This window comes from Pantoea sp. LMR881 (genome assembly GCF_027157825.1).
Lineage (GTDB): Bacteria > Pseudomonadota > Gammaproteobacteria > Enterobacterales > Enterobacteriaceae > Pantoea > Pantoea haifensis.
Genome location: NZ_JAPVOK010000002.1, coordinates 1,373,996 through 1,399,831, shown reverse-complemented (window position 1 = coordinate 1,399,831; position 25,836 = coordinate 1,373,996). Strand labels below are relative to the sequence as shown.

Annotated in this window: 20 protein-coding genes and 3 pseudogenes; 11 read left to right on the top strand and 12 right to left on the bottom strand. The window is 49.9% G+C overall.

The window, feature by feature from the left end:
• The first annotated feature begins 154 nt into the window (after positions 1 to 154).
• Complete coding sequence (gene thiI / locus O3W44_RS08475; RefSeq protein WP_269292717.1) at positions 155 to 1,603, top strand: tRNA uracil 4-sulfurtransferase ThiI; 1,449 nt, start codon at positions 155 to 157, stop codon at positions 1,601 to 1,603.
• A 32-nt stretch (positions 1,604 to 1,635) separates the two neighbouring features.
• Here the strand turns inward: thiI and yajL are convergent, their stop codons facing one another.
• Complete coding sequence (gene yajL / locus O3W44_RS08470; protein ID WP_269292716.1) at positions 1,636 to 2,238, bottom strand: protein deglycase YajL; 603 nt, start codon at positions 2,236 to 2,238, stop codon at positions 1,636 to 1,638.
• On the bottom strand, positions 2,192 to 3,112 hold the full coding sequence (panE, locus tag O3W44_RS08465) for a 2-dehydropantoate 2-reductase (RefSeq protein ID WP_269292715.1): 921 nt from the start codon (positions 3,110 to 3,112) through the stop codon (positions 2,192 to 2,194). Before panE ends, yajL begins: the two co-directional genes overlap by 47 nt.
• Positions 3,113 to 3,249: 137 nt before the next feature.
• On the opposite strand from panE, the gene O3W44_RS08460 reads away from it, so the two are divergent.
• Positions 3,250 to 3,741 carry a YajQ family cyclic di-GMP-binding protein gene (locus O3W44_RS08460; RefSeq protein ID WP_269292714.1) on the top strand — a complete coding sequence of 164 codons (492 nt, stop codon included), beginning with the start codon at positions 3,250 to 3,252 and terminating at the stop codon, positions 3,739 to 3,741.
• 63 nt (positions 3,742 to 3,804) lie between these two features.
• Here the strand turns inward: O3W44_RS08460 and O3W44_RS08455 are convergent.
• The 8 genes and pseudogenes from O3W44_RS08455 to O3W44_RS08420 all read right to left on the bottom strand — a co-directional run bounded on the left by O3W44_RS08455 (position 3,805) and on the right by O3W44_RS08420 (position 12,655).
• Positions 3,805 to 5,200: pseudogene (locus tag O3W44_RS08455) on the bottom strand (MFS transporter).
• 130 nt (positions 5,201 to 5,330) lie between these two features.
• Positions 5,331 to 6,218, bottom strand: coding sequence for a heme o synthase (cyoE, locus tag O3W44_RS08450; RefSeq protein ID WP_269292713.1), 888 nt, complete (start codon positions 6,216 to 6,218; stop codon positions 5,331 to 5,333).
• Positions 6,219 to 6,231: 13 nt separating this feature from the next.
• On the bottom strand, positions 6,232 to 6,564 hold the full coding sequence (locus O3W44_RS08445) for a cytochrome o ubiquinol oxidase subunit IV (protein WP_269292712.1): 333 nt from the start codon (positions 6,562 to 6,564) through the stop codon (positions 6,232 to 6,234).
• Positions 6,564 to 7,181: a cytochrome o ubiquinol oxidase subunit III gene (locus O3W44_RS08440; protein WP_269292711.1), complete on the bottom strand. Its 618-nt coding sequence runs from the start codon at positions 7,179 to 7,181 to the stop codon at positions 6,564 to 6,566. Before O3W44_RS08440 ends, O3W44_RS08445 begins: the two co-directional genes overlap by 1 nt.
• Positions 7,181 to 9,163: a cytochrome o ubiquinol oxidase subunit I gene (cyoB, locus tag O3W44_RS08435; protein ID WP_269292710.1), complete on the bottom strand. Its 1,983-nt coding sequence runs from the start codon at positions 9,161 to 9,163 to the stop codon at positions 7,181 to 7,183. The genes O3W44_RS08440 and cyoB overlap by 1 nt, the downstream gene beginning before the upstream one ends.
• A 4-nt stretch (positions 9,164 to 9,167) precedes the next feature.
• Entirely contained in the window at positions 9,168 to 10,094 is a 927-nt protein-coding gene (cyoA, locus tag O3W44_RS08430; protein WP_269292709.1) for a cytochrome o ubiquinol oxidase subunit II, read from the bottom strand.
• Between the two features lie 441 nt (positions 10,095 to 10,535).
• Positions 10,536 to 12,026 carry a muropeptide MFS transporter AmpG gene (gene ampG / locus O3W44_RS08425; protein ID WP_269292708.1) on the bottom strand — a complete coding sequence of 497 codons (1,491 nt, stop codon included), beginning with the start codon at positions 12,024 to 12,026 and terminating at the stop codon, positions 10,536 to 10,538.
• Positions 12,027 to 12,076: 50 nt separating this feature from the next.
• Positions 12,077 to 12,655, bottom strand: a complete 579-nt coding sequence (locus tag O3W44_RS08420; RefSeq protein WP_269292707.1) for a lipoprotein — start codon at positions 12,653 to 12,655, stop codon at positions 12,077 to 12,079.
• Positions 12,656 to 12,936: 281 nt separating this feature from the next.
• On the opposite strand from O3W44_RS08420, the gene bolA reads away from it, so the two are divergent.
• The 9 genes and pseudogenes from bolA (at position 12,937) to O3W44_RS08375 (ending at position 23,318) form a co-directional block, all read left to right on the top strand.
• Positions 12,937 to 13,251, top strand: a complete 315-nt coding sequence (gene bolA, locus O3W44_RS08415; protein ID WP_269292706.1) for a transcriptional regulator BolA — start codon at positions 12,937 to 12,939, stop codon at positions 13,249 to 13,251.
• Positions 13,252 to 13,545: 294 nt separating this feature from the next.
• The gene (gene tig, locus O3W44_RS08410) at positions 13,546 to 14,850 is read left to right on the top strand and encodes a trigger factor (protein ID WP_269292705.1); all 1,305 of its coding nucleotides are present in this window, start codon (positions 13,546 to 13,548) and stop codon (positions 14,848 to 14,850) included.
• Between the two features lie 334 nt (positions 14,851 to 15,184).
• Positions 15,185 to 15,808, top strand: coding sequence for an ATP-dependent Clp endopeptidase proteolytic subunit ClpP (clpP, locus tag O3W44_RS08405; RefSeq protein WP_269292704.1), 624 nt, complete (start codon positions 15,185 to 15,187; stop codon positions 15,806 to 15,808).
• 135 nt (positions 15,809 to 15,943) lie between these two features.
• Positions 15,944 to 17,215 carry an ATP-dependent protease ATP-binding subunit ClpX gene (gene clpX / locus O3W44_RS08400; protein WP_269292703.1) on the top strand — a complete coding sequence of 424 codons (1,272 nt, stop codon included), beginning with the start codon at positions 15,944 to 15,946 and terminating at the stop codon, positions 17,213 to 17,215.
• A gap of 187 nt (positions 17,216 to 17,402) precedes the next feature.
• Positions 17,403 to 19,756: pseudogene (gene lon, locus O3W44_RS08395) on the top strand (endopeptidase La).
• A 213-nt stretch (positions 19,757 to 19,969) separates the two neighbouring features.
• Complete coding sequence (gene hupB / locus O3W44_RS08390; protein ID WP_014606441.1) at positions 19,970 to 20,242, top strand: nucleoid-associated protein HU-beta; 273 nt, start codon at positions 19,970 to 19,972, stop codon at positions 20,240 to 20,242.
• Between the two features lie 248 nt (positions 20,243 to 20,490).
• Positions 20,491 to 22,359 (top strand): peptidylprolyl isomerase, encoded by a 1,869-nt coding sequence (ppiD, locus tag O3W44_RS08385; protein WP_269292701.1) that lies wholly within the window; start codon positions 20,491 to 20,493, stop codon positions 22,357 to 22,359.
• 139 nt (positions 22,360 to 22,498) lie between these two features.
• Entirely contained in the window at positions 22,499 to 22,822 is a 324-nt protein-coding gene (locus O3W44_RS08380) for a helix-hairpin-helix domain-containing protein (RefSeq protein ID WP_269292700.1), read from the top strand.
• Between the two features lie 97 nt (positions 22,823 to 22,919).
• Entirely contained in the window at positions 22,920 to 23,318 is a 399-nt protein-coding gene (locus tag O3W44_RS08375) for an acyl-CoA thioesterase (protein ID WP_269292699.1), read from the top strand.
• Between the two features lie 40 nt (positions 23,319 to 23,358).
• Here O3W44_RS08375 and queC read toward each other — a convergent pair whose 3' ends face one another.
• Positions 23,359 to 24,054, bottom strand: a complete 696-nt coding sequence (gene queC, locus O3W44_RS08370) for a 7-cyano-7-deazaguanine synthase QueC (protein WP_269292698.1) — start codon at positions 24,052 to 24,054, stop codon at positions 23,359 to 23,361.
• Positions 24,055 to 24,094: 40 nt separating this feature from the next.
• Positions 24,095 to 25,811: pseudogene (locus O3W44_RS08365) on the bottom strand (SgrR family transcriptional regulator).
• Positions 25,812 to 25,836: the final 25 nt, after the last annotated feature.

Below are 25,836 nucleotides of genomic sequence, written 5' to 3'. Positions count from 1 at the left end.
CAATGTGACTGCGGTAGCAGAAGCAGTCATCGGACAAAGGTGATATACTCTCGCGCCTCGGATGCGGTTGCGCCTCGTAGCCTGCAATTTTGTGATTTTACCAGCTAAGTGCCGCCTCTTTTAGCACTTATTTGCCCAACGAAGCTGTGTCGCCATGAAGTTTATCATCAAGTTATTTCCTGAAATCACCATCAAGAGTCAGTCGGTGCGTTTGCGCTTTATTAAGATTCTTGCCAGCAATATTCGCAATGTTCTGAAAACGATCAGTGAAGACATTGCGGTAGTGCGCCACTGGGATCACATTGAAGTGCGCTCAAAAGATGAGTCGCTGCGGGCAATGATTGCCGATGAGTTAACACGCATCCCGGGTATTCATCACGTATTAGCGGTAGAAGAGCGTGAATATACGGATATTCATAACATTTTCGAACAGACGCTGGCGCAGTATCGCGCGAGTCTGGAAAACAAAACATTTTGCGTTCGCGTTAAGCGCCGTGGCAAACACAGCTTTAGCTCGCAAGATGTGGAACGCTATGTTGGCGGTGGCCTGAATCAGCATATTGAGAGCGCAAAAGTGCAACTCAATAAGCCAGAGGTGACGGTTAATCTGGAAGTGGAAGAGAACCGTTTAACTCTGGTGACCGCGCGCTACGAAGGTCTCGGCGGTTACCCGGTCGGTACGCAGGAAGATGTGCTGTCGCTGATTTCGGGCGGCTTCGATTCAGGTGTTTCCAGCTACATGTTGATGCGTCGCGGCAGTCGCGTGCATTATTGCTTCTTTAATCTTGGCGGTGCGGCGCATGAAATTGGCGTTCGCCAGGTCGCTTATTATCTGTGGAATCGCTTTGGACGCTCACACCGCGTGCGTTTCGTCGCCATCAACTTTGAACCTGTGGTTGGCGAAATTCTCGATAAAGTAGACGACGGCCAAATGGGTGTGGTGCTGAAGCGCATGATGGTGCGTGCTGCCTCGATGGTCGCTGAACGTTACGGCGTACAGGCGCTGGTGACGGGCGAGGCACTGGGACAAGTATCCAGCCAGACGCTGACGAATCTGCGTTTAATCGACAATGCTTCCGATACGCTGATTCTGCGCCCGCTGATTTCACATGATAAAGAGCACATCATCAAAATTGCTCGTGAAATCGGCACGGAAGATTTTGCCCGCACCATGCCAGAATACTGCGGTGTGATTTCTAAAAGCCCAACGGTCAAAGCGGTGAAGGGAAAAATCGAAGCGGAAGAGCTGAACGTTGATTTTGATATCCTGCGTCGGGTAGTAGAAGAAGCAACTAACGTTGATATTCGCGACATTGCCGAGCAGGCGGAAGAAGACGTTGTGGAAGTGGAAACCGTTGCGTTATTAGGTGCCAATGACATCGTGCTGGATATTCGCGCGCTCGACGAGCAAGAAGATAAGCCGTTGCAGCTTAGCGCAACGGAAGTGAAGTCGATGCCGTTTTATAAGCTCAGCACGCAATTCGGCGATCTTGATCAGAACAAAACCTGGCTGTTGTATTGCGATCGCGGCGTAATGAGCCGTTTGCAGGCGCTTTACCTGCATGAGCAAGGGTTCAAAAACGTGAAGGTTTATCGACCTTAAGTGAAAAAGGCGGCAACGATGCCGCCTTTTTATTACTCAAATTCCTGGTAATTATAAATACCCGCCGCCAGCACCAGCTGTGCAGCGACCTCACGCGCTTTCTCTTTTCCTGCCAGTAAATCAATTAGCTTCAGGGCGAAATCCATTGCTGTGCCTGGCCCCTGGCTGGTGAGTAAATTGACGCGCGGATCCCAGACTACACGACGCTCCATCCATTTTTCTTCCGGAATCGTGGATTTCAGACCGGGGAAACCGGTCATATTGCCGACCGGAAAGAGATCGTGTGGAATCAAAACAGTGCCTGCCGCTGCGCAAATAGCGGCAACAATGCGTTCAGAAAGGTGGAACTGGCGCACCGTTTCGACTAACAGTGGGCTGTCGCGAAAGGTTTCGGCACCTTTCAAACCGCCGGGCAGTACGATAGCAGCATAATCGTTATCCGCCACTTCGACCAAAGGCGCATCGGCCAGCAGGCGCACGCCGCGCGAGCAGACAATCTCGCAGGCACCGTCGCTCTCAACGCTGGCGGTGACAACCTTCAGCCCAGCGCGTACCAGCAGATCGATTGTGGTGACCGCCTCGGTCTCTTCACTGCCATGTGCCAGGCAAACCAGTACCGATGCGTTCGCGGTCATAATGTAACTCCTTGCGTTTAATTAAATCATACAGACGGGTATTTTCAGGCAGAACCCGGCCATGCGCACGCGCACGACGCAGCAGGAAGCCGGTAATGTAATCAATCTCTGTCAGTCGCTGGGCGCGTACATCCTGCAACATCGAAGAGGTATTAGCGGCTGTGCTTTCAATAACATCAAAAACAATCTCTTTCAGGCTGTCGTTGGCAATACTCTGGCCCTCACGCTCCATTACCCAACTTACTTCTTCACATAACGTGGCGATCTGCGCTGCATGGGCGCGTAATGCGCCGTTTTGGCAATCATATTCAACCGTGAGTGGATTGATGATGCAGTTCACAGCCAGTTTACGCCAGCAGGCCGCACGGATGTTATCGTGCCAGGCAACATCCGGCAGCGCCTGATGAAGAATATCGGCGATGTCACTGTAGGCAGCACTTTTGCGGTTTCCCGGTCCAATATGCGTAATACCGTTCGCGACATGTTTAATTACGGTGCCATCGCGCATTGCGGCATGGGTTGTGATACCGCGCAGCAAGGGTTGGGTTAAACCTTTTAACTCTTCAAGCGTGCCCATGCCGTTATGCAACAGTAAAACAGGGCAATCATCCGGTAACACGCTTTCGAGATTTTTTACGGCCGGTGAAACCTGCGTCGCTTTCAGGGTAACCAGCAGGAGCTGACTTTCTGCTAAAAACAGCGGGTCGTTAGCGATAAACGTTTTGTTTGTCACGTTACCTGATGGATCAATCACATTCGCGGAACAGTATGGCTGCGGCACGCGCAACCATCCCTGAACATCGTGCCCCTGGCGAGCAAGCGCAGTAAGCCAGACCTGGCCCAACGCACCGCAACCTAACACGGTAATTTTCATACAGCCTCCCGCTGGCGGGCTTATCGTTTTTAATCTTTACTGACTTGCAGTAAGTATAGCTTTCTGCGCCAGGTGATTTTATTTAGCGTCTTAAGACGCGTATTATGCATGTCACTTTAGCGTCAGGAGAAGAAGAGATGCCATCTTTCGATATCGTTTCTGAAGTCGATATGCAGGAAGTTCGTAACGCGGTAGAAAATGCCAACCGTGAATTATCTACCCGCTTCGATTTCCGCAACGTGAGCGCCAGTTTTGAGCTCAACGAAAAGAATGAAACCATCAAAGTGATCAGTGAATCTGATTTTCAGGTTAAACAACTGGTCGATATTTTGCGCGAGAAAATGCTCAAGCGCGGTATTGAAGGCGCTGCGTTAGATGTTCCCGAGGAGATTGAACACAGCGGTAAAAGCTGGAGTCTGGATGCCAAAATGAAAAAGGGCATTGAGACCGATGTAGCGAAGAAACTGGTAAAGCTGATTAAAGACAGCAAGCTGAAAGTGCAGACTCAGATTCAGGGAGAATCACTGCGCGTAACGGGCAAATCGCGTGATGACTTACAAAGCGCGATGGCGCTGGTACGCGGCGGCAATCTGGGTCAGCCGTTCCAGTTCAAAAACTTCCGCGACTGATATCAGCGGTATTGCCCGTTTGCCCGCAGACAAACGGGCAATATTGTCACCAAAATATCGCCATTAACAACAAACCCGGCAAAAGCCGGGTTTGTTGTTAATTGCGGCAAGTAAAGCTTCTAACTCAAGTCGGCTGGTTACCTTGCTGTCAATTTTAATATAAGCACTCTTTTCTTCTGGCACGATAAAGACGGCGGAAACCCCAGGCTGTGCTTTTAGACGATTTTCAAGATTCGGGGCAGCCAATACCGCGTCACTCAATACAATGCGCAGGCTGCTGACATAAGGGGCTCCTGCATTGTCATGCTGACAAACAGCCAGACTGCGGCGACCAGGGCTCCCACTAAAAAAACCGTTTGCGCATCAAAGTTGCCGAACACCCAACCGCCCATGCTGCCACCAATCGCAACGCCGAGAAACTGGCTGGTGGAGTACAATCCCATCGCGGTGCCTTTATAGCCAGCCGGTGATTCTTTACTCACCAGCGACGGTAAAATCGCCTCCATCAGGTTAAAGGCGAAAAAGAACAACTGCACGCCGATAACCAGCGTCCAGAAATTGCCTTCTGCCCCCACAGCACAATCTCAGCGATAACAATCATACCGACGCAGCCAACAAACACCCGTTTCATACGGCGCTTTACTTCTGCATAGATGATAAAAGGAATAACACCAGCAAAAGCGATCAACATGGTAGTGAGATAAACTTTCCAGTGCTCGGCGGCCGGGAAACCTGCTTGCTCAAACTGGCCGGGAAGCGCCACAAAACTCGACATCAATAAAACGTGCAGACAAAAAATACCGACGTTGAGTTTAAGTAAGCGGGAGTTTGCCAGGACTTTACTGAAGCTGCCTTTCACCATGCCCGATTCACGGTTGAGCACGTGATGCGAGGCGGAAGGAACAATCAGCAACGTAATCACGATACCCAGCGAAGCAAGGATCGCAATCATCCAGAACAGCGCATGCAACCCTAAAGCGTGTGTAACAATCGGCCCAAGCACCATAGCAATCGCAAAGGTGATACCGAAGCTGATGCCAATAAAGGCCATCGCTTTAGTGCGATTTTGTTCACGTGTCAGATCGGAAAGCAGAGCCATAACAGCCGCAGCGATTGCGCCAGAACCTTGTAAGGCACGACCCAGAATAATGCCCCAAATGGAATCGCTGTTTGCAGCAATAATACTGCCCAAAACAAACAGCAGCAGACCACCAACGATGAGTGGCTTTCGTCCGATACGATCGGAAAGCAAACCAAAGGGGATTTGGAAGAGAGCCTGGGCTAAGCCGTAAATACCAATAGCCAGACCGATTAAAGTTTCACTTGCACCCTGTAAAGCCATGCCGTACGTAGTCAGTACAGGCAGAACCATAAACATTCCCAACATGCGCAGGGAAAAAACTGTACCAAGGCCCCATGTGGCGCGCAGCTCCACTGAAGTCATTTTATTATCGTTCATTCCAACCTCTGTTAATGTGCTGCATTTATTCTAAGGAGCGGGGCAGGGCGGGTAAAACAATAGTTTTTAAGTAAGGGTAACAAAAGAAAGGGCGCGAAAATCGCGCCCTTGTCATGCATTGCCGTGCTGATTACCACACGTAAGTCAGCAGGTCTTTTGATGCCGGGGTCATAAAATCCACTGACATCATTACGCTCAGTGCCGTGATGGCGACGATTGAAAAGACGAACAGTTTACGCGCCCAAACGCGATCGTTTGAGGTTTTGTAACCTGATAACGCCATTCCGAGCCACCACACGCTCACTGCCGCAGCCACCACCAGATATTTGTAGCCAGCGTAGCCGCCCAGCGTCAGCATTAACGTAGCGATCATGAACGCCAGAATATAGAGCGTAATATGATTTTTCGCCACAGAAATGCCTTTAACAACCGGCAGAACCGGAATGTTTGCTGCCTGGTAATCTTTGAAGCGGAAGATCGCAATCGCGTACGAATGCGGCATCTGCCAAAGGCTAAAGATCGCCAGAAGAATCAGTGCGCCAGCATCAAATTCGTTGGTTACTGCGCAGTAGCCAATGACTGGCGGCGCTGCGCCAGAAAGGCTACCAATCAGCGTACCGTAGACCGAATTACGCTTCATGTAGAGGCTGTAAATGCCGACATATACCACGAAGCCCATGACCGCCAGCCACATGGCCAGCGGGTTAGCACCGAAATAGAGCAACGCAAAGCCAGCAATACCCAGTGCAGTGGCATAAATCAGGCTTACTTTCGCGGAAATGAGGCCTTTTACCAGCACTCGATTCCTGGTTCTCTCCATCTTGATGTCGATGTCGCGGTCAATCACGTTGTTAAAAACACAACCTGATGCAACCACTAATGACACGCCAACCAGTGAGGTGAGAAACAGGGCGTAATCAATGCTGCCTTTGGAAGCCAGCAGAAATCCGCCAATGACAGAAATTAAATTCCCGAAAATAATTCCTGGTTTTGTTACTTGCAGGTATTGCTTAATCATTACGAGCGACTCTTTAGTGGGCCATCATGTTGTAGTTGAGGTTCCACATAATCCACAGCGAGCCTACAACGACAATCAGGATAATGATCGCCGAGAACACAATGGCCACCATGTTCCAGCCACCCTCAGATTTGCTGTCTAAGTGCAGGAAGTAGACCAGGTGAACCAGCACCTGAACCACTGCACACACCAGAACAACACCGAGAATGGTACCGTGAGATGCACTGCCATCCATCACCATCCAGAACGGAATACCGGTCAGGATGATAGAAAGGATGAAACCGATCATGTAGGACTTCACGCTACCGTGTGATGCGCCATGTTCGTTAACAGCAGAATGACTCATTACATGGCCCCCATCAGGTAAACAACGGTAAATACGCAGATCCAAACCACATCCAGGAAGTGCCAAAACAGGCTCAGACACATAATACGCGTGCGGTTAGTGGCGCTCAGGCCACGTTTGGCGATCTGGAACATCAGTACCAGCATCCAAACCAGACCCGACGTTACGTGTAGACCGTGGGTACCGACCAGCGTAAAGAAGCCAGACAGGAAGCCGCTGCGATCGGGGCCAAAGCCTTCAGCAATCAGATGATGGAATTCATAGATTTCCATACCGATAAAGCCCAGACCAAACAGGAAGGTCAACGCCAGCCAACCGATAACGGCGCCTTTGTTTTCCTTGTTCATTGAGATAACAGCCATGCCGTACGTGATGGAGCTCAACAGCAGCAGGGCGGTTTCTACCAGAACAAACGGCAGTTCAAAGATATCTTTACCTGCCGGGCCACCGGCAGTGTTGTTGACCATAACTGCATAGGTCGCAAACAGGGTTGCGAAGATAATGCAGTCACTCATCAGGTAGATCCAGAAACCAAAGACTTTATTGGCTCCTGCATCGTGATGCCCATGCTCCGCATGGGCGTCGTGGTGATGTTTAATCAGAGTTTCAGTTGACATTATTTCAGACCTGCTTTGCTGATATCGTCAAAGTGCTGTTTCTCAATCTTCTCAACTTCGGCAACCTGAACGTAGTAATCCACGTCTTCGTCGAAGCTCTTCACGATCCAGGTAACGATCATGCCGAGGAAGGAGAGACCAACCAGCCACCAAATGTGCCAGATCAGCGCGAAACCAAATACGGTACCGAAGGCAGCGATGATCAGGGCTGCACCGCTGTTTTTCGGCATATGAATTTCTTCATATTTCGCCGGTTGCTTGTACGCTTCGCCTTTCTCTTTCATTTCCCAGAAAGCGTCACGCTCATGCACGTGCGGAATAACAGCAAAGTTATAGAACGGTGGCGGTGAAGAGGTTGCCCACTCCAGCGTACGACCGCCCCACGGATCACCCGTCAGATCGCGGTTCTGATTACGGTCACGTACAGAGACGTAGAACATGGTCAGCTGGCAGATAATACCCAGCGCAATCAGGCCTGCACCTACTGCTGCAACAACCAGCAGCGAATGGAACTGTGGATCGATGTCCTGGCTAAGGCGACGGGTCATACCCATGAAGCCCAGCGCGTACAGTGGCATAAAGGCAACGAAGAAGCCGATGATCCAGAACCAGAAAGCGCGTTTGCCCCAGGTTTCGTTCAGGGTGAAGCCGAAAGCTTTCGGGAACCAGTAGGTCACGCCAGCCATACAACCAAACACCACACCACCGATAATAACGTTATGGAAGTGCGCAATCAGGAACAGGCTGTTATGCAGAATAAAGTCAGCACCTGGAACGGCCAGCAGAACGCCGGTCATACCCCCGATAGAGAAGGTTACCAGGAAGCCAACGGTCCACAGCATGGCAGAGTGCATCTGGATGCGGCCCTGATACATGGTGAACAGCCAGTTAAAGATTTTAACCCCGGTAGGAATAGCGATGATCATCGTCATAATACCGAAGAAGGCGTTAACGTTGGCACCGGCACCCATGGTGAAGAAGTGGTGCAACCAAACGATAAACGACAGTACGGTAATGGCGATGGTCGCCCAAACCAGAGAGGTATAACCAAACAGACGTTTCTTTGAGAAAGTCGCGGTAACTTCTGCGAACACACCAAAGACGGGCAGAACCAGGATGTACACTTCCGGATGACCCCAAACCCAGATCAGGTTGACGTACATCATCATGTTACCGCCCATATCATTGGTAAAGAAATGGAAACCGAGGTAACGATCAAGTGTCAACAGCGCCAGCGTAACGGTCAGTACCGGGAACGCAGCAATGATCAGGACGTTGGTGCACAGCGCAGTCCAGGTAAATACCGGCATTTTGAACAGGCTCATGCCTGGTGCACGCATCTTCAGAATGGTCACGAAGAAGTTAATACCGGTTAACGTCGTACCGATACCAGAGAGCTGGAGACTCCAGATCCAGTAATCGACCCCGACCCCAGGGCTGTACTCCGCGCCTGAAAGCGGCGGATAGGCCAGCCAACCGGTCTGTGCGAACTCACCCACACCCAGCGACAGGTTAACCAGGATCACACCGATCGCAGTAAACCAGAAGCTCAGGTTATTCAGGAAAGGGAAGGCAACGTCACGTGCACCAATCTGCAACGGAACAGCGATGTTCATCAGGCCGACTACGAAAGGCATCGCCACGAAGAAGATCATAATCACGCCGTGCGCGGTAAAGATCTGGTCGTAGTGGTGCGGAGGGAGTATGCCTGCTTCACCGGCCGAAGCCATCATCTGTTGGGTACGCATCATGATTGCATCAGCAAAGCCACGCAGCAGCATGACGAATGCCATGATAACGTACATGATACCCAGTTTTTTGTGGTCGACAGACGTCAGCCATTCAGACCACAGATATTGCCATTTACCAAAGTAGGTGAGCGCAGCAACCAGCGCCAGACCACCTAAAATGATACCGGCGACCGTAACCATGATAATTGGCTCATGGTACGGTACTGCATCCAGTGTTAATTTTCCGAACATCGTATTATTCCTCGGCTCCCGCGGAAGCGGCATGACTCATGTCCATACCTGCGTGCTCAGGCATGTCCATTTTCCCGTGGCTCATCTTGAACTTGTCGATAACCTGCAAGAAAAGTTCAGGATTCGCTGAAGAGAAATATTCCACTGGATGATTTTCGCTTGGCACAGCCACTTTCTCGAAATCTTCCATTGTGGTCAGCGTGTTAGGGGCTGCTTTAACTTTTGCTACCCACTGCTGGAATTCCGCATCGTCTTTAGTTGCAATGGCTTTAAACTTCATGCCAGAGAAACCACGACCACTAAAGTTCGAAGAGATACCGTCGAAAGTCCCTGGCTCGTTAGCGATCAGATGCAATTTGGTCTGCATACCCGCCATTGCATAGATCTGGCTTCCGAGTGTTGGGATAAAGAACGAGTTCATGACGGAATTAGACGTGATTTTGAAGTTCACTGGCGTATTTGCCGGGAAAGCAATCTGGTTCACAGTCGCAATACCCTGTTCTGGGTAAATGAACAACCACTTCCAGTCCAGTGCAACCACATCGATCTCAACCGGTTTTACATCCGATGCCAGCGGTTTGCCTGGCTCCAGCGCATGGGTTGATTTCCAGGTCAGCACGCTAAGGAAGAGAATGATCAGGATCGGAATGGTCCAGACCACGGCTTCCACTTTATTCGAGTGTGACCAGTTAGGGCTGTACTTCGCATTAGTGTTAGACGCCCGATATTTCCAGGCAAACAACACTGCCATCAAGATTGCCGGGATAACGACGATCAACATCAGGCCGAAGGCAGTCAGTATCAGCGAACGTTGCTCCAGTGCAATCTGTCCCTTGGGATTTAACACGGCACTATCGCAGCCACTCATTAATAAAGTGCCTGCAATTAATGACAAAATCCCCAAACTTTTATTGTATTTACTGAGTCTCATTTAACGACCTCAATGACAAAGGGCTCTATTGTCGTTTAAGTGTGCGCGCATTTTACGGGAAGGATTATTCAGTGTAAACCAGCTTAAGGATGTGTCAGAGATGCGTTGCCACCTTTTGCTAAGAGTGTCACAGATGTTACGCAGGGTGATAAAACATGAATGCAGACAAGCAGTTGGCATTAATATAACAAAAAGCGATGGAAGTATCCTTAAAAAAAACAGGGAAAGGAATAACCCTTACTTTTAATGCTCAATTATTTAACAACTCCGCATCATTTTATAGACCAATTTTATACAAAATAATTGCTCACCGGTTTTTAGTATCCGGCAAAATTATTTATTTTTTCTTAATTTACTCTTAAAAATAACACGCTTTGATAAAACAATTACCAGGCTGTTTTAAACGAAAATTAAGCTATTATCGGCAGGAAATTAATTTCTTTAATGCCTGATAACCTGATGTTCCGACGATTTTTTTAACGCCAGATAATCCAGTATTACCCCAAGCATTACGCCCGTTAACGCGAGTGCCATGCCCCATTCGAACAAATGCGGCAGAAGTTGCGATAACAGCGACCATCCTGCCGCTTCAAGTGCCAGCAACACCAACCACATCGCTAGTATTAGACAGCCTGCGCTAAACAAGCGACGCGTCCAGCGATAGCCTGGTTTATATCGCGTGCGGGGAAGAAATTCGCCACTTTGCTGCATGACATCTAACGTGTGTCGGCAAAACAGCAGTAACAGTAAGCCGGGCAGGGCAGCAAACACGCTGAATGCATAAAACGTCGGCCAACCCCATAATTCAACTAACCAACCTGCAGCCGGACCGACATACACACGTCCGACAGCCGCGAGCGCAGACAAGAGCGCGAATTGCGTAGCGGAAAATGATTTATTGCACAGCGTCATTAGCAGGGCGACAAAAGCAGCCGTCCCCATGCCACCGCACAGATTTTCAATAAATACCGCGCTGGCCATACTCCATAAGTGCTTGTCACTAACGGCCAACAGCCAGTAGCCGAAGTTGGATACTGCCTGAAGAAGGCCAAAAATCAGCAACGCACGAAACAGGCTCAGGCGCTGCATCAATACGCCGCCATAAAGCGCACCGATGATCGTTGCTGCCAGGCCAAGCGTTTTATTTACCAGGCCGACATCGCCCGCGTCAAAACCGACACCGCGAATTAAAAATGTCGTGGTAAGCGAGGCGGCGAAAGCATCACCAAGCTTATAAAGGATGATTAAAGTGATCAGCAGCCAGGCATTGTTACGATTAAAGAAATCGTTGAGCGGATCGACGACGGCCTGACGCAATGAATGTGGCGTTGAAACGTGCGTATCAGGTTCCTTTGCCAGCAGCGTTGCAATGACGCCAGGTATCATCATGAGCGCCATCAGCCAGTAGGTCGCTTGCCAGCCGAGATAGCGATCGGCCAGCCACAGGGCCAGCCCGCCTGAAATCAGCATGGCGAGTCGATAGCCTAATACAGTAATGGCCGCACCGCTGCCGCGCTCTTCGGCAGGCAGAATATCGGTTTTCCAGGCATCAAAAACAACATCTTGTGAAGCGGAGCAAAAAGCCACCAGAACTGCCAGCGCAGCCATGAGGGTTAAATCACGGCTCGGCTGCATAAATCCCATCGCGACAATACCGGCGATCAGCGCAAGTTGCGTGACCAGCAGCCATCCTCTGCGTCTCCCCAGGAAAGCGGGTGTGTAGCGATCCATCATGGGTGACCAGAGGAACTTAAAGACGTAAGCCTGCCCAACTAATGAAAAAAAACCGATTGTTTTCAGGTCAACGTTCTCCACCGTCATCCACGCTTGCAGCGTACCCGCCGTTAAGGCCAGTGGCAGACCGGAGGCAAATCCGAGCAGCAAAAGTACGGCGGCGTTCTGTTGGGTAAAGAGGCGGAGATAGTGATTCATACTGACCTTGAGGAGAAGCCCGGCACTGGGCCGGGCAAAATAAAACGTTATTAACGCGCGTTTTGCTTAATGAAGTTATTCACGCTGGTGTCCTGCGCCATATCAGCAATAACATCACTCATTGTCGAGTTAACCGCATTGGTAATTTTCTGGTTCGTCGCGCTAAATGCGCCTTCTACGCTGTAAGTCTGGCGATAATTTTTAACCTGCTTGTTACCGTTTTTCGCCGTTGCGATGATAGAGATATCTGCTTTAGTGGTAATGCTGTAACGGACATTACCTTGCGTCACGTCGGCATACAGGTTGTTCACCACAATTTGCAGATCAACAGCCCCGTTCGGGCCAACCATATAACCGCGTGCAGTCATCTGTTTCTCCAGAACTTCCTGGAGCAGGAAACGCAGGTCACGCGAAGGCGTCAGGGTGACTAACTGGCCATCGCGATTCACTTTCGCCAGGGCTTGATCGCTACGCTGATCGGCACCGTTGATACTCACGGTTACGCCCATCAGGCTTGGATCTTGCTGTGGTAGCTCGATTTTAGGCTGAATCGTGAGTGTATTATTGCTGGAGGCACAGCCGGCCAAAATAAACGCAGCCAGCAGCGGGAATAACAGTTTTTTCAACATACTTTTTCTCGTTAGCATAGTGGGTTGGTTTGCAAAAACTTCCGCCATCATAGCACTGCACAGCAGTGAAAAAGCCCCAGTCAGGGGGAAATTGATTGTAAAGGCTTTTTTCGGCATGTTACTTATCATTAAGCCGTCGAAATATAACCGGGCCAGCTTAAGATGCCGCAGCCTTGTAACGGGCCGTGGTAATATTTCCGCGGTCCGCTATAAAAAGGGCCAAAAAACCTACTAATATTTAAACAGATGGGGCACAGCGCTCGCCATTGAGGAGTAAAACAATGATTCGCGAACAAATAGAAGAAAAGCTGCGCCTGGCCTTCGAGCCGGCTCATCTGGAAGTGCACGACGAAAGTTATCGACATAATGTTCCTGCCGGTTCCGAAAGCCATTTTAAAGTGGTGATCGTGAGTGATTGTTTTGCAGGGCAACGCTTTCTGGCGCGGCACCGGGCCATTTACGGTGAACTTGCTACTGAGCTGGCAGGCAGTGTCCATGCGTTAGCACTACATACTTACACAATAAAAGAGTGGGAAGGTTTACAGGACACGGTGCTCGCCTCACCGAACTGTCGTGGAGCCGGAACGCTCGCCTGAACCGTTTTACCCAAAACGGCCTGCGGGCCGTTTTTCTCATCCTTTTACGCTTAAACGCGATCTCCAGCGCAAAAAAGCAACAAACTCGCTAAAAAGTGGTGACTTAGCAGCCTCGACTCATTCCAGCGATGCCGCTATAATGCTGCGTCTATTTTTCCGGAATGTCTTCGGGACGCTTCTGGTAACAGGGATCAGGTTCTCTTCACGGAAGCCGTCCCGGTTGTTGGATACGGCGCATTTCACTATGTGTGGTGTCTGAAGTTGACCGAGCACGTGATTTTTTGAGGTAACAAGATGCAAGTTTCAGTAGAAACCACTCAGGGCCTGGGCCGTCGCATTACGATTACTGTCGCTGCTGACAGCATCGAGAGCGCCGTAAAAAAAGAACTGGTTGATGTGGCGAAGAAAGTCCGTATCGATGGTTTCCGTAAAGGCAAAGTGCCTATGAACATCGTGGCACAACGCTACGGTGCTTCTGTACGTCAGGACGTGCTGGGCGATATGATGACGCGTAATTTCGTTGACGCTATCATCAAAGAAAAAATCAATCCGGCTGGTGCGCCTAATTATGTGCCAGGCGAGTATAAAGAAGGTCAGGACTTCACCTACTCTGTAGAGTTTGAAGTGTATCCAGAAGTTGAACTGAAAGGTCTGGAAAACATTGAAGTCGAGAAACCCCTTGTTGAAGTGACTGACGCTGATGTAGATGCGATGCTGGAAACGCTGCGCAAACAGCAGGCCAACTGGATCGAAACTGATGCACCAGCAGAAGCTGAAGATCGCGCAACAATCGACTTCACCGGTTCTGTTGATGGCGAAGAGTTTGAAGGCGGCAAAGCCTCTGACTTCGTACTGGCAATGGGCCAGGGCCGCATGATTCCAGGTTTTGAAGAAGGCGTTGTGGGTCATAAAGCGGGCGAAACTTTCACTATTGAGGTGAAATTCCCGGAAGATTACCACGCAGAAAACCTGAAAGGTAAAGATGCGAAGTTCGACATCGTGCTGAAGAAAGTTGAAACGCGCGAACTGCCTGAACTGACTGAAGAGTTCATCAAACGTTTCGGCGTTGAAGATGGTTCTGTTGCCGGTCTGCGCACTGAAGTACGTAAAAACATGGATCGCGAACTGAAAGGCGCTATTCGTAACCGCGTTAAGAGCCAGGCTATTGATGGCTTAGTCGCTGCTAACGAAATTGATGTGCCTGCTGCGCTAATCGACAGCGAAATCGACGTATTACGTCGTCAGGCTGCACAGCGTTTCGGTGGCAACGAGCAGCAAGCTCTGGAACTGCCGCGTGAACTGTTCGAAGAGCAAGCGAAACGTCGCGTTGTTGTTGGCCTGCTGCTGGGTGAAGTTATCCGTACCCATGAGCTGAAAGCTGACGAAGCACGTGTTAACGCGCTGATCGAAGAGATGGCTTCTGCCTACGAAGATCCGAAAGAAGTGATCGAGTTCTACAGCAAAAACAATGAGCTGATGAACAACATGCGCAATGTCGCGTTGGAAGAGCAAGCGGTTGAAGCGGTACTGGCGAAAGCGAAAGTGACCGAAAAAGCCACTAACTTCCAGGAACTGATGAACCAGACCACCACGGCCTGATCTCAGTTTTAACCGGATGTGCTAAGCCCGCGACTAAAACGTTGCGGGCTTTTTTATTTTTAGCGTTTGAGCGCACAGAGCTTATCGCTATTTGGTTAATTATCCGGCAAATTATTCAGGCATCGCTTTTTCCGGGTTAGCGATCACAGAAAAGGTTGTTATGCTTGAAACAGCTGGGCAGCATCCCCAGATAGAGGGAGTATGCAAAAAACAGTTAGGCTGGCTGATTAACCGTCCTGAAGGTGTCGGAAAGAGACAGAGCATAGTTTTTCAGGCTCGTCTTACGTAGAATCGGTACAGAATGTTGCCAATGAAATTTAATCAGGAGACGGTAATGTCATACAGTGGCGATCGTGAATTTACTGCACCGCAAAATGCGCTGGTGCCAATGGTGGTCGAACAAACCTCGCGTGGTGAGCGTTCCTACGACATCTATTCCCGTCTGCTCAAAGAACGTGTGATCTTTTTGACCGGTCAGGTTGAAGACCACATGGCGAACCTGATTGTCGCACAGATGTTGTTTCTGGAAGCAGAGAACCCGGAAAAAGACATCTATCTGTACATCAACTCTCCGGGTGGCGTTATCACGGCGGGTATGTCGATTTATGACACCATGAAATTTATCAAACCGGATGTCAGCACGATTTGCATGGGGCAGGCATGCTCAATGGGCGCTTTCCTGCTGACAGCAGGAACCAAAGGTAAACGTTTCTGTCTGCCAAACTCGCGCGTTATGATCCACCAACCTTTGGGAGGGTATCAGGGTCAGGCAACTGATATTGAGATTCACGCGCGTGAGATTCTGAAAGTGAAACAGCGCATGAACGAGCTGATGGCAGAGCACACCGGTAAATCGCTGGAACAAATTGAGCGCGATACAGAGCGTGACCGTTTCCTCTCGGCGAGTGAAGCGGTAGAGTATGGATTAGTCGATTCTATCCTGACGCATCGCGAATAAGACCTAACTTGCCCTTATCCTTACGCTATAGTTATCAGGATAACGGTTTATAGTATAGGTTGATTGAATATCGGCCGTGTAAGCGCGGCCAGCGCCGTACGCCGGTATGGCCTGAGAACTAGAAGAGGTTAACTGATGACAGATAAGCGCAAAGACGGTTCAGGAAAGTTGCTGTACTGCTCTTTTTGCGGCAAAAGCCAGCATGAAGTGCGTAAGCTGATTGCCGGGCCGTCAGTGTATATCTGCGATGAGTGTGTTGATCTGTGTAACGACATCATTCGCGAAGAAATTAAAGAAGTTGCCCCGCATCGCGAACGTAGCGCACTGCCTACGCCGCATGAAATTCGCCATCACCTCGACGATTACGTTATCGGTCAGGAAAAGGCGAAAAAAGTGCTGGCAGTGGCGGTGTACAATCATTACAAACGCTTGCGCAACGGTGACACCAGCAATGGTATTGAACTGGGTAAAAGTAACATTTTGCTGATCGGCCCAACCGGTAGCGGTAAAACGCTGCTGGCGGAAACCCTGGCGCGCCTGCTTGATGTACCTTTCACCATGGCTGATGCAACGACGCTGACCGAAGCGGGTTATGTCGGTGAAGACGTCGAAAACATTATCCAGAAATTGCTTCAGAAATGTGACTACGACGTTCAGAAAGCCCAGCGCGGTATTGTCTATATTGATGAAATCGACAAGATTTCACGCAAGTCAGATAATCCGTCTATCACGCGTGACGTGTCGGGTGAGGGCGTTCAGCAGGCACTGCTGAAACTGATTGAAGGCACCGTGGCTGCGGTTCCGCCTCAGGGAGGACGTAAGCACCCACAACAGGAATTTTTGCAGGTTGATACCTCGAAAATCCTGTTTATCTGTGGCGGTGCATTTGCCGGTCTGGACAAAGTGATTTCTCAGCGTGTGGAAACCGGTTCTGGCATCGGTTTCGGTGCAACGGTGAAAGGCAAGTCGCAAAAAGCAACCGAAGGCGAACTGCTTTCTCAATGTGAACCAGAAGATCTGATCAAATTTGGTTTGATTCCGGAGTTCATTGGCCGCTTGCCTGTGGTTGCGACGTTAAGCGAACTCAGCGAAGAAGCGTTAATCCAAATTTTGCGTGAACCGAAAAACGCACTGACTAAACAGTACCAGGCGCTGTTTAACCTGGAAGGCGTAGAACTGGAGTTCCGTGACGAAGCTCTAACCGCTATCGCGAAAAAAGCGATGTCACGTAAAACCGGTGCTCGTGGTTTGCGTTCAATCGTTGAAGGCGCACTGTTAGAAACGATGTACGACCTGCCTTCAATGGAAGACGTGGAAAAAGTGGTGATTGATGAGTCAGTTATTGATGGTCAGTCTGACCCAATGCTGATTTACGGCAAGCATGAAGCCCAGGCTTCTGGCGAATAAATAAACAATTCGTCCACGTTGTTATCTTAAAAAAGGGGAAAAATCTTTCCCCTTTTGTTTTTCTCGCCTCAGTGACGTTGAATGTCGGACGATCATCCCCATATACTCAGATACCTGTGGGTAATTGCATACTCCTGCATGATGCGGTTCCCATCACCTGGCGGACATTAAACTAAGAGAGAGCTCTATGAATCCTGAGCGTTCTGAACGCATTGAAATCCCCGTGTTGCCGCTGCGCGACGTGGTGGTTTATCCGCACATGGTAATTCCGTTGTTTGTTGGTCGGGAAAAATCGATTCGGTGCCTCGAAGCCGCAATGGATCATGATAAAAAAATCATGCTGGTCGCACAAAAAGAGGCTTCAACGGATGAACCTGGCATTAACGATCTCTTCTCGGTAGGGACCGTTGCGTCTGTTTTACAGATGCTGAAACTGCCTGACGGCACGGTAAAAGTGCTGGTAGAAGGCTTACAGCGTGCACATATCACGACGCTGTCAGACAACGGCGATCATTTTGTTGCTCAGGCTGAATATCTGGTTTCGCCAGAAATTGAAGAGCGCGAGCAAGAAGTGCTAGTACGTACGGCAATCAATCAGTTTGAAGGCTACATCAAACTCAATAAAAGATTCCGCCTGAGGTACTCACCTCCCTGAACAACATTGACGATGCGGCGCGCCTTGCCGATACCGTCGCTGCGCATATGCCACTGAAATTAGCGGACAAACAGTCAGTGCTTGAGATGTCAGACGTAAATGAGCGTCTGGAATACCTTATGGCAATGATGGAATCCGAAATCGATCTGCTGCAGGTTGAGAAGCGTATTCGCAACCGCGTTAAAAAGCAGATGGAAAAAAGTCAGCGTGAGTACTATCTGAACGAGCAAATGAAAGCTATTCAGAAAGAGTTAGGCGAAATGGATGACGCGCCTGATGAGTACGAAGCGTTAAAACGCAAAATCGATGCGGCAAAAATGCCGGACGAAGCGCGTGAAAAAGCGGAAGCTGAACTGCAAAAACTGAAAATGATGTCACCCATGTCTGCTGAAGCGACAGTGGTGCGTGGATACATCGACTGGATGGTTCAGGTGCCATGGAATGCACGCAGCAAAGTGAAAAAAGACCTGCGTAAAGCTCAGGAAACCCTGGATACCGATCACTACGGCCTTGAGCGTGTGAAAGATCGCATCCTTGAATACCTTGCGGTGCAAAGTCGCGTCAGCAAAATCAAAGGGCCTATCCTGTGTCTGGTAGGACCACCGGGCGTAGGTAAAACCTCGCTGGGGCAGTCAATTGCTAAAGCAACCGGACGCAAATATGTCCGTATGGCATTGGGTGGTGTGCGTGATGAGGCTGAAATCCGTGGTCACCGTCGGACTTACATCGGTTCTATGCCGGGTAAACTGATCCAGAAAATGGCTAAGGTCGGGGTTAAAAACCCGCTGTTCCTGTTGGATGAGATCGATAAGATGTCTTCTGACATGCGCGGTGATCCGGCTTCTGCGCTGCTGGAAGTGTTGGATCCAGAACAGAATATTGCATTTAACGATCACTATCTGGAAGTCGATTACGATCTCTCTGATGTCATGTTCGTTGCGACCTCAAACTCAATGAACATACCGGCACCGCTGCTGGATCGTATGGAAGTGATTCGTCTGTCGGGCTACACCGAAGATGAAAAACTCAACATTGCGAAACAGCACCTGTTGCCGAAGCAAGTTGAACGTAACGCTTTGAAAGCTAACGAGATCACCGTTGAAGACAGCGCAATTATCGGTATCATTCGCTACTATACCCGCGAGGCCGGTGTGCGTAGTCTTGAGCGTGAGCTGTCTAAACTGTGCCGTAAAGCAGTGAAGTCACTGCTGATGGATAAGACGAAAAAGCACATCACTATTAACGGTGAAAACCTGAAGGATTTTCTTGGCGTTCAGCGTTTCGATTATGGTCGTGCCGACAGCGAAAACCGTGTGGGTCAGGTAACTGGCCTGGCGTGGACAGAAGTCGGTGGTGATCTGCTGACCATTGAAACCGCCTGCGTTCCGGGTAAAGGTAAGCTGACCTATACCGGTTCGCTGGGTGAAGTGATGCAGGAATCAATCCAGGCCGCCTTAACGGTGGTGCGCGCGCGTGCTGAAAAACTGGGTATCAATGGCGACTTCTACGAAAAACGTGATATTCACGTTCACGTACCAGAAGGCGCTACACCGAAAGATGGTCCGAGTGCGGGTATCGCGATGTGTACCGCGCTGGTGTCTTGTCTGACGGGAAATCCAGTGCGTTCGGACGTTGCGATGACGGGTGAAATCACGCTACGTGGACAAGTCTTGCCAATCGGTGGTTTGAAAGAAAAACTGTTGGCAGCACACCGTGGTGGCATCAAAACGGTGTTGATTCCTGACGACAACAAACGTGATTTGGAAGAAATTCCACAGAACGTTATTGCCGATCTGGAGATCCATCCGGTGAAGCGTATTGAAGAAGTGCTGAACCTGGCACTGGAAAATGCGCCATACGGTATGCAGGTCGCAACGGCTAAATAGTGATTAAAGACAAAAACCGTTAAAAAGCAGGGCTGGCAAGCTAATTGGCGCTTGCCAGCTTTTTTTTGTGCCGCTAATTTAGGTGGCTGTAGTTCCACAGACTCAGAGAAATACCGTTGTTTCGGCTCTACAGGCTTGATATAACTTGCTGCGCGTTCGTATCCGGCGGGAAGCGCGAATACGAAGTGAAATAATAAAGAGGGGATGAAAAGAGTGAACAAGTCACAGTTGATCGACAAAATTGCTGCAGATGCTGACATTTCTAAAGCAGCAGCGGGACGTGTTTTAGATGCATTTATGGGGTCTGTTTCTGACGCGCTGAAAGGCGGTGATGAAGTTGCTCTGGTTGGTTTCGGTACTTTTTCCGTGCGCGAGCGTGCTGCACGTACTGGCCGTAACCCACAAACTGGCAAAGAAATCACGATTCCAGCCGGTAAAGTGCCAGGTTTCCGTGCGGGTAAAGCATTGAAAGACGCTGTCAATTAATGACAACGAATACATTCATTGAAGCATTTTCTTCAGTGGATTAGGGGACGGTTAATGCGTTCTCATGTAACATACGGGCACATCGAAAAGATGTGCCTTTTTTATCCTGAAACGGCGACAAAAGGTCGTGAGATACCTCTCAGCAGGATTGATGCTGCCAGCTAAACTTGCAGCTGCGTAATGGGCCAGCAACACGGCGAATTACGCCCCAGCTTTACATTCACATTACAGCGGAGTGTTGTCATACCATGATGGACAATTTACGCGCGGCGTCAAACCATGTCGTGCTCAAGATTATTTTGGGGTTGATTATTCTCTCCTTTGTGCTGACCGGCGTTGGCAACTATCTGATTGGCGGCAACAATGATTATGCAGCCAAAGTCAACGGTCAGGAGATCAGTCGGGCGCAACTGGAACAGGCGTTCAACAACGAGCGCAGCCGTCAACAGCAAATGTTAGGCGATCAGTTCTCTCAGCTAGCCAGCAACGATGGCTATATGCAACAGATTCGCCAGCAAGCGTTGTCTCAGCTCGTTGATCAGGCATTGCTCGACGATTACATCAAAACACTTCACATTAGCATCAGTGACGATCAGGTTAAGCAAGCGATCTTCAATCAAAAAGCATTTCAAACCAACGGCAAGTTCGATAACGCCAAATACAACGGTTTGATCTCCAGCATGGGCTTTACCGCTGACCAGTATGCTGAAGCCTTACGTAAACAGCTTTCAAATCAGCAATTAATTAACGCCGTCGCAAATACCGATTTCATGCTGAAGGGTGAAACCAGCAAGCTGGTTGATCTGGTTGCCCAAAAGCGAGACATACGTCAGGCGACCATTAATGTTGATGCGCTTGCCGTTAAACAGACGGTAACGGATGATGAAATTAATCAGTATTATCAACAACATAAAAACAGCTTTTTAGCACCAGAGCAGTTCCGCGTCAGCTACATCAAGCTGGATGCAGCCAGCATGCAGCAAGCTGCCAGCGATGCTGATATTCAAAATTGGTACGACCAACATAAAGCTGATTATTCGCAACCACAGCGTAATCGCTACAGCGTTATTCAGACCAAAACAGAAGCTGATGCTGAAGCTTTGTTAGCGCAGTTGAAAGAGGGAGCGGACTTTGCTGAACTGGCAAAAAGCAAATCCATTGATCCCATTTCAGCGCGTAAAGGCGGCGATATGGGGTGGCTGGAACCTTCCACCACACCGGATGAGCTGAAAAACGCCGGTCTGACTCAAAAAGGCCAACTGTCAGGCGTAATTAAATCGTCTGTTGGTTTTCTGATTGTCCGTCTGGATGACATTCAGGCTGAGCAGGTCAAACCGCTGACTGAAGTGCGCGAGGCTGTCGCTGATAAAGTGAAGCAGGAAAAAGGTGTCGATGCGTTTTATCAGCTGCAGCAGAAAGTGAGCGAAGCCGCCAGCAATGACAATGAGTCGCTGGCGGGTGCTGAGCAAGCGTCTGGCATGAAAGCCACTGAAACTGGCTGGTTCAGCCGTGATAATCTGCCAAAAGAACTCGACTTCGAGGCGGTAAAACAGGCCATCTTTAATGGCGGCTTAGTGGGGCAAAACGGTGCGCCGGGTAATAACTCGGAGATCATTAGCGTAGAGGGCGATCGTGCATTTGTGTTGCGTATCAGTGAGCACAAGCCAGAAGCGATTAAACCGTTGGATCAGGTTAAAGCGCAAATCACCGACACGCTGAAACACGATAAAGCGCAGCAGCAAGCCAAAGCGCAGGCTGACAAGCTGCTGGCCGATCTCAAAGCCGGTAAGCAAGATGCGTTAAGTGCTGCTGGTCTGACGCTCAGTGCCAGCACTACGGTTGATCGTAACGTGCAGGATCCTGTAGCACAGGCTGCGTTCAATCTGCCACAGCCAGCGGATAACAAACCGTCGTGGGGCGTAAGTGAGGATATGCAGGGCAACGTCGTGTTGTTAGCGGTAGATAAAGTGAGCACAGGCTCGATGCCGCAAGCGCAAATCGATGAAATGGTTAAAGGCGTAACGCAGAATAACGCCCAGCTGGCGTTTGAAGCCCTGCTGCAAAACTTGCGTAAAGAGGCAAAAATTAAGTACGGTGCTGCGGCACAAATGCAGTAAGCCTCACAAAAAACAGGTAATACCTGAAACTTATCAAGGCCGCTTTCGCGGCCTTTTCCATTTTTGCATCTTGCCTTTTGAGCCTTTTTCCTCAACGTGACACCCTGAGCCTGCTGTTAAACACAAGGAGAAACACAGCATGGCAAAACCTACTTTATATGCCCTTTACCTTTCACTGGCACTCGGCGGTTCACTTTATCAAACCTCACTTTTTGCGGCGGAAGCGCAAAATAGCGCGCAGGCAGAACAGATTTCAGTTCCTCAGCAAGAGCTGGTCAGTATCAATGAATCAACCGCAGAGCAACTTTCATCAGCAATGAATGGCGTAGGGCTAAAAAAAGCACAGGCCATTGTCAGTTATCGCGAACAATATGGCGCTTTCACCGCAATTGAACAGTTAAAAGAAGTGCCGGGAATCGGTAATGCACTGGTGGAGAGAAATGCTTCTCGCCTGAAATTGTGAGATGAAGCGCATCTCTGCACGATAGCCTGCTGCAACGGTTAGACTCTGCTACATTGAACAGGTCCAACCAGTTACTTGTCAGCAGCAGGAGATTAAAATGCGAACCACTATCAAAGTGCGCGGCTATCATTTAGATGTCTATCAGCATGTTAACAATGCGCGTTATCTGGAATTTTTAGAGGAGGCGCGTTGGCAATGGCTGGAAGACGCTGATGCCTTTAACTGGCTTCAGGAACAGAAACTGGCGTTTGTGGTGGTTAATATCAACATTAACTATCGTCGCCCGGCGGTGCTGGGCGACGTATTGGAAATTGACAGCGAAGTGGTTCAGTTGAACGGTAAGAGCGGCATTATCGCGCAACGTGTGTTACTGGCTGGCGAAGAGGGAACAGTGGCTGATGCGGCGCTCACGTTTGTGTGTATCGATTTACGTAGCCAGAAAGCCGTGCCGTTAGAAGGGGAATTACGGCAACGATTACAAGCATTAATGGCATAAAAACAGGGCGGCGAAAAAGCGCCATTCGCCGCAAAAGAGTTTAATTCAGACCCGATTTACGCTTCATCGCGGCCATTACACCGGGCCGATCGTTTAAATAGTTATTGAGGCCGTTAGCGCGTAAATGACAAGCTGCACATTCGCCGCAGCCGTCACCCTTAATGCCGTTATAGCAGGTTAAGGTTTGTTCACGCACCAGCGGCAGTTGCTGCCAGTAATCAGCCAGCGCCCAGGTTTCAGCTTTGTTAAGCCACATCAGCGGCGTTTCAAAACGGATATCGCGTGCCATGCCAAGATTTACCGCGTGATTAAGTGCTTTGACAAACTCATCGCGACAATCAGGATAGCCAGAAAAATCGGTTTCACATACGCCGGTGATGACTGCTTCAGCTTCAACTTGCCAGGCATAAACCGATGCCAGCGTGAGGAACAGAATATTTCGACCCGGAACAAACGTGCTGGGTAATCCGCTGGCACTGGGATCGTAGGCTGGAACCGGAATGTTATCGCGCGTCAGGCTACTGACGGCAAGTTCATTCAGCATCGTCACATCCAGCACTTTATGTGCTCGTGCCCCCAGTTGAAGCGAAAGCTCCCGTGCAACGTCGATCTCTTCACGATGACGCTGACCATAATCGAAAGTGACACAATGCACTTCATCATATTGTTGAAGTGCCTGAATTAAACAGGTGGTGGAGTCTTGCCCACCACTGAAAACGACAACAGCGCGTTTCATGATCTTTTCCTGATAACAAATTTTGCCTTATGGTAATGCCTCACTCCGCTGCTGAACAGCTGTGTGACGTGCTAATCGGAGGAGGGATCCAGGCTCGATTAAAATCAAACCAGCCCAGCGCGTTTAGCTGAATGCCTTCTACGCCTGGTGGTGCTGAAATTTGATAGCGAAAGTTGAACAGCGGCAGTAATACGCCATCACTCATCAATGCATGATAAAGACGGTGTAAGGCGCTGGCGCGAGCAGCAGAACTGGCAATCTGTTGCAGACTGGTAAGCTGCTGCTGCACAGCTTCGCCCTGGGGGATCGCAGAAAATCATGCCACAACGGATCCAACTTCAACCAGTGGGAGAGCGTGAATACCGGCGCGTCACCAATCAGGCGATCGCCCATGACTAAATCAGCGCCAGCGAGTTGATGAATATCCTGCCATCGCTTAACGCGATGAAAAACAACGTTCAGTATGCAGCCATTTGCCCGTAACAGTTTCTTTAGCGCATGTGCCATGTCGTGCAGTTCAACCGGTAAGTGATAGTGCAGCGTCAGACTTTTGGGCAATCGCTGTTCATTTTCTTCCAGCGGTGGCACTGGCCAGCCAGGCAAAAGTTCTTTACTTGGCGTTAACAACCCTGCTTCAAGCGGTAGCTGCGCGATAAGGCCGCTCTGTTGAATCAGGTAAAAAAGTCGGCGCGCCTGACTGGATGTGAATCCTGCCCGAGGCCGACAGACCAGATAGCAGAACCCCACGCTGATACTGCGACTGACGGGGCGCAAACTGTCCAGTTCATGACTGTTGCCAATCGCAATTTGTACCGGATGACGACAGCTGGTGTCAGGTATGCGATCAAACAATTTAGGCGTTATCCAGTATTCGATCGCCTGCATCAGGGGAAGCTGTAGATGCCAGCGAGCATGACTTTCAATCCTGACCCATTCAGGCGTGAAATGCGCAAGTTTCCATGGGCCACTGCCGGTATGAGGTTCGCTGGGGTGCGGCAGCAGGCAAAGCGAATGAGCAAGATGCCAGGGCAACCAGTAATCACTTTTATTTAGCTGGAAACGCAACGCCAGCGGGTGAGGCGCATCAATGTGCGTCACGCTGTTGAGTAACTGGCGAACACGTGGATCCCGTATTATCTGCTCAAACTGCGCCACTAGCTGACTGGCCTGTATAGGTTCATCGTTGTGCCAGAAAATTTGCGGCCGTAACCAGAACAACCATACGCGCCCTTGCGCATCATGCTGCCAGTGATGCGCTAAATCGCCAACCGGCTCATCGTGATGAAACCGCGTCAGGCCGGAAAAAAGTTGGTGAACCAGATGTTGTTCGGCACGCCCGTTGATTTGTAACGGCTGGACGCTTTCCAGTGGCCGGTAGTAAGGCACACGCAGCACGGGCGAATTGTTTTGCCACTGACCCCCATCAGTGGCTGCAACAAATTGAGGAGCTTTTCCGGCGCCAGGTCCAGCATCTTTAATGCATCTGTAGTGTCACCGCACTGCAGGTGATGTTGCAGCAGCTGTTGGCGCAGCTGTTCCGGGGAGTAGAGAAATTCCAGCGAGCCTTGCTTACCGCGTCCCGATTCGCCTTGCCAGCGCAGCCAGCCAGTCTGCTGCCACTGAGACAGTAAGGTGCGCATATGCCGCTCGCTGCAAATACAGTGACGCGCCATCTCGGCGATACAAGTGCGTTGTGTCGCACCCAGGCTTTGCTGCCAGAGGCGCTGAAATTGATTAAGGCGGTTGAGTTGGCGCATCGTAAAACCGGAACAATTTTTTAAA

Bases quoted from the DNA above. Each gene is read 5' to 3' on its own strand.
- yajL (WP_269292716.1), bottom strand. From the start codon at position 2,238: ATGACCGCGAACGCATCGGTACTGGTTTGCCTGGCACATGGCAGTGAA.
- bolA (WP_269292706.1), top strand. From the start codon at position 12,937: ATGATTCGCGAACAAATAGAAGAAAAGCTGCGCCTGGCCTTCGAGCCG.
- O3W44_RS08420 (WP_269292707.1), bottom strand. From the start codon at position 12,655: ATGTTGAAAAAACTGTTATTCCCGCTGCTGGCTGCGTTTATTTTGGCC.
- cyoB (WP_269292710.1), bottom strand. From the start codon at position 9,163: ATGTTCGGAAAATTAACACTGGATGCAGTACCGTACCATGAGCCAATT.
- O3W44_RS08380 (WP_269292700.1), top strand. From the start codon at position 22,499: ATGGCAAAACCTACTTTATATGCCCTTTACCTTTCACTGGCACTCGGC.
- thiI (WP_269292717.1), top strand. From the start codon at position 155: ATGAAGTTTATCATCAAGTTATTTCCTGAAATCACCATCAAGAGTCAG.
- O3W44_RS08440 (WP_269292711.1), bottom strand. From the start codon at position 7,181: ATGTCAACTGAAACTCTGATTAAACATCACCACGACGCCCATGCGGAG.
- clpX (WP_269292703.1), top strand. From the start codon at position 15,944: ATGACAGATAAGCGCAAAGACGGTTCAGGAAAGTTGCTGTACTGCTCT.
- ppiD (WP_269292701.1), top strand. From the start codon at position 20,491: ATGATGGACAATTTACGCGCGGCGTCAAACCATGTCGTGCTCAAGATT.
- cyoE (WP_269292713.1), bottom strand. From the start codon at position 6,218: ATGATTAAGCAATACCTGCAAGTAACAAAACCAGGAATTATTTTCGGG.
- queC (WP_269292698.1), bottom strand. From the start codon at position 24,054: ATGAAACGCGCTGTTGTCGTTTTCAGTGGTGGGCAAGACTCCACCACC.
- O3W44_RS08445 (WP_269292712.1), bottom strand. From the start codon at position 6,564: ATGAGTCATTCTGCTGTTAACGAACATGGCGCATCACACGGTAGCGTG.
- panE (WP_269292715.1), bottom strand. From the start codon at position 3,112: ATGAAAATTACCGTGTTAGGTTGCGGTGCGTTGGGCCAGGTCTGGCTT.
- cyoA (WP_269292709.1), bottom strand. From the start codon at position 10,094: ATGAGACTCAGTAAATACAATAAAAGTTTGGGGATTTTGTCATTAATT.
- tig (WP_269292705.1), top strand. From the start codon at position 13,546: ATGCAAGTTTCAGTAGAAACCACTCAGGGCCTGGGCCGTCGCATTACG.
- O3W44_RS08460 (WP_269292714.1), top strand. From the start codon at position 3,250: ATGCCATCTTTCGATATCGTTTCTGAAGTCGATATGCAGGAAGTTCGT.
- clpP (WP_269292704.1), top strand. From the start codon at position 15,185: ATGTCATACAGTGGCGATCGTGAATTTACTGCACCGCAAAATGCGCTG.
- ampG (WP_269292708.1), bottom strand. From the start codon at position 12,026: ATGAATCACTATCTCCGCCTCTTTACCCAACAGAACGCCGCCGTACTT.
- O3W44_RS08375 (WP_269292699.1), top strand. From the start codon at position 22,920: ATGCGAACCACTATCAAAGTGCGCGGCTATCATTTAGATGTCTATCAG.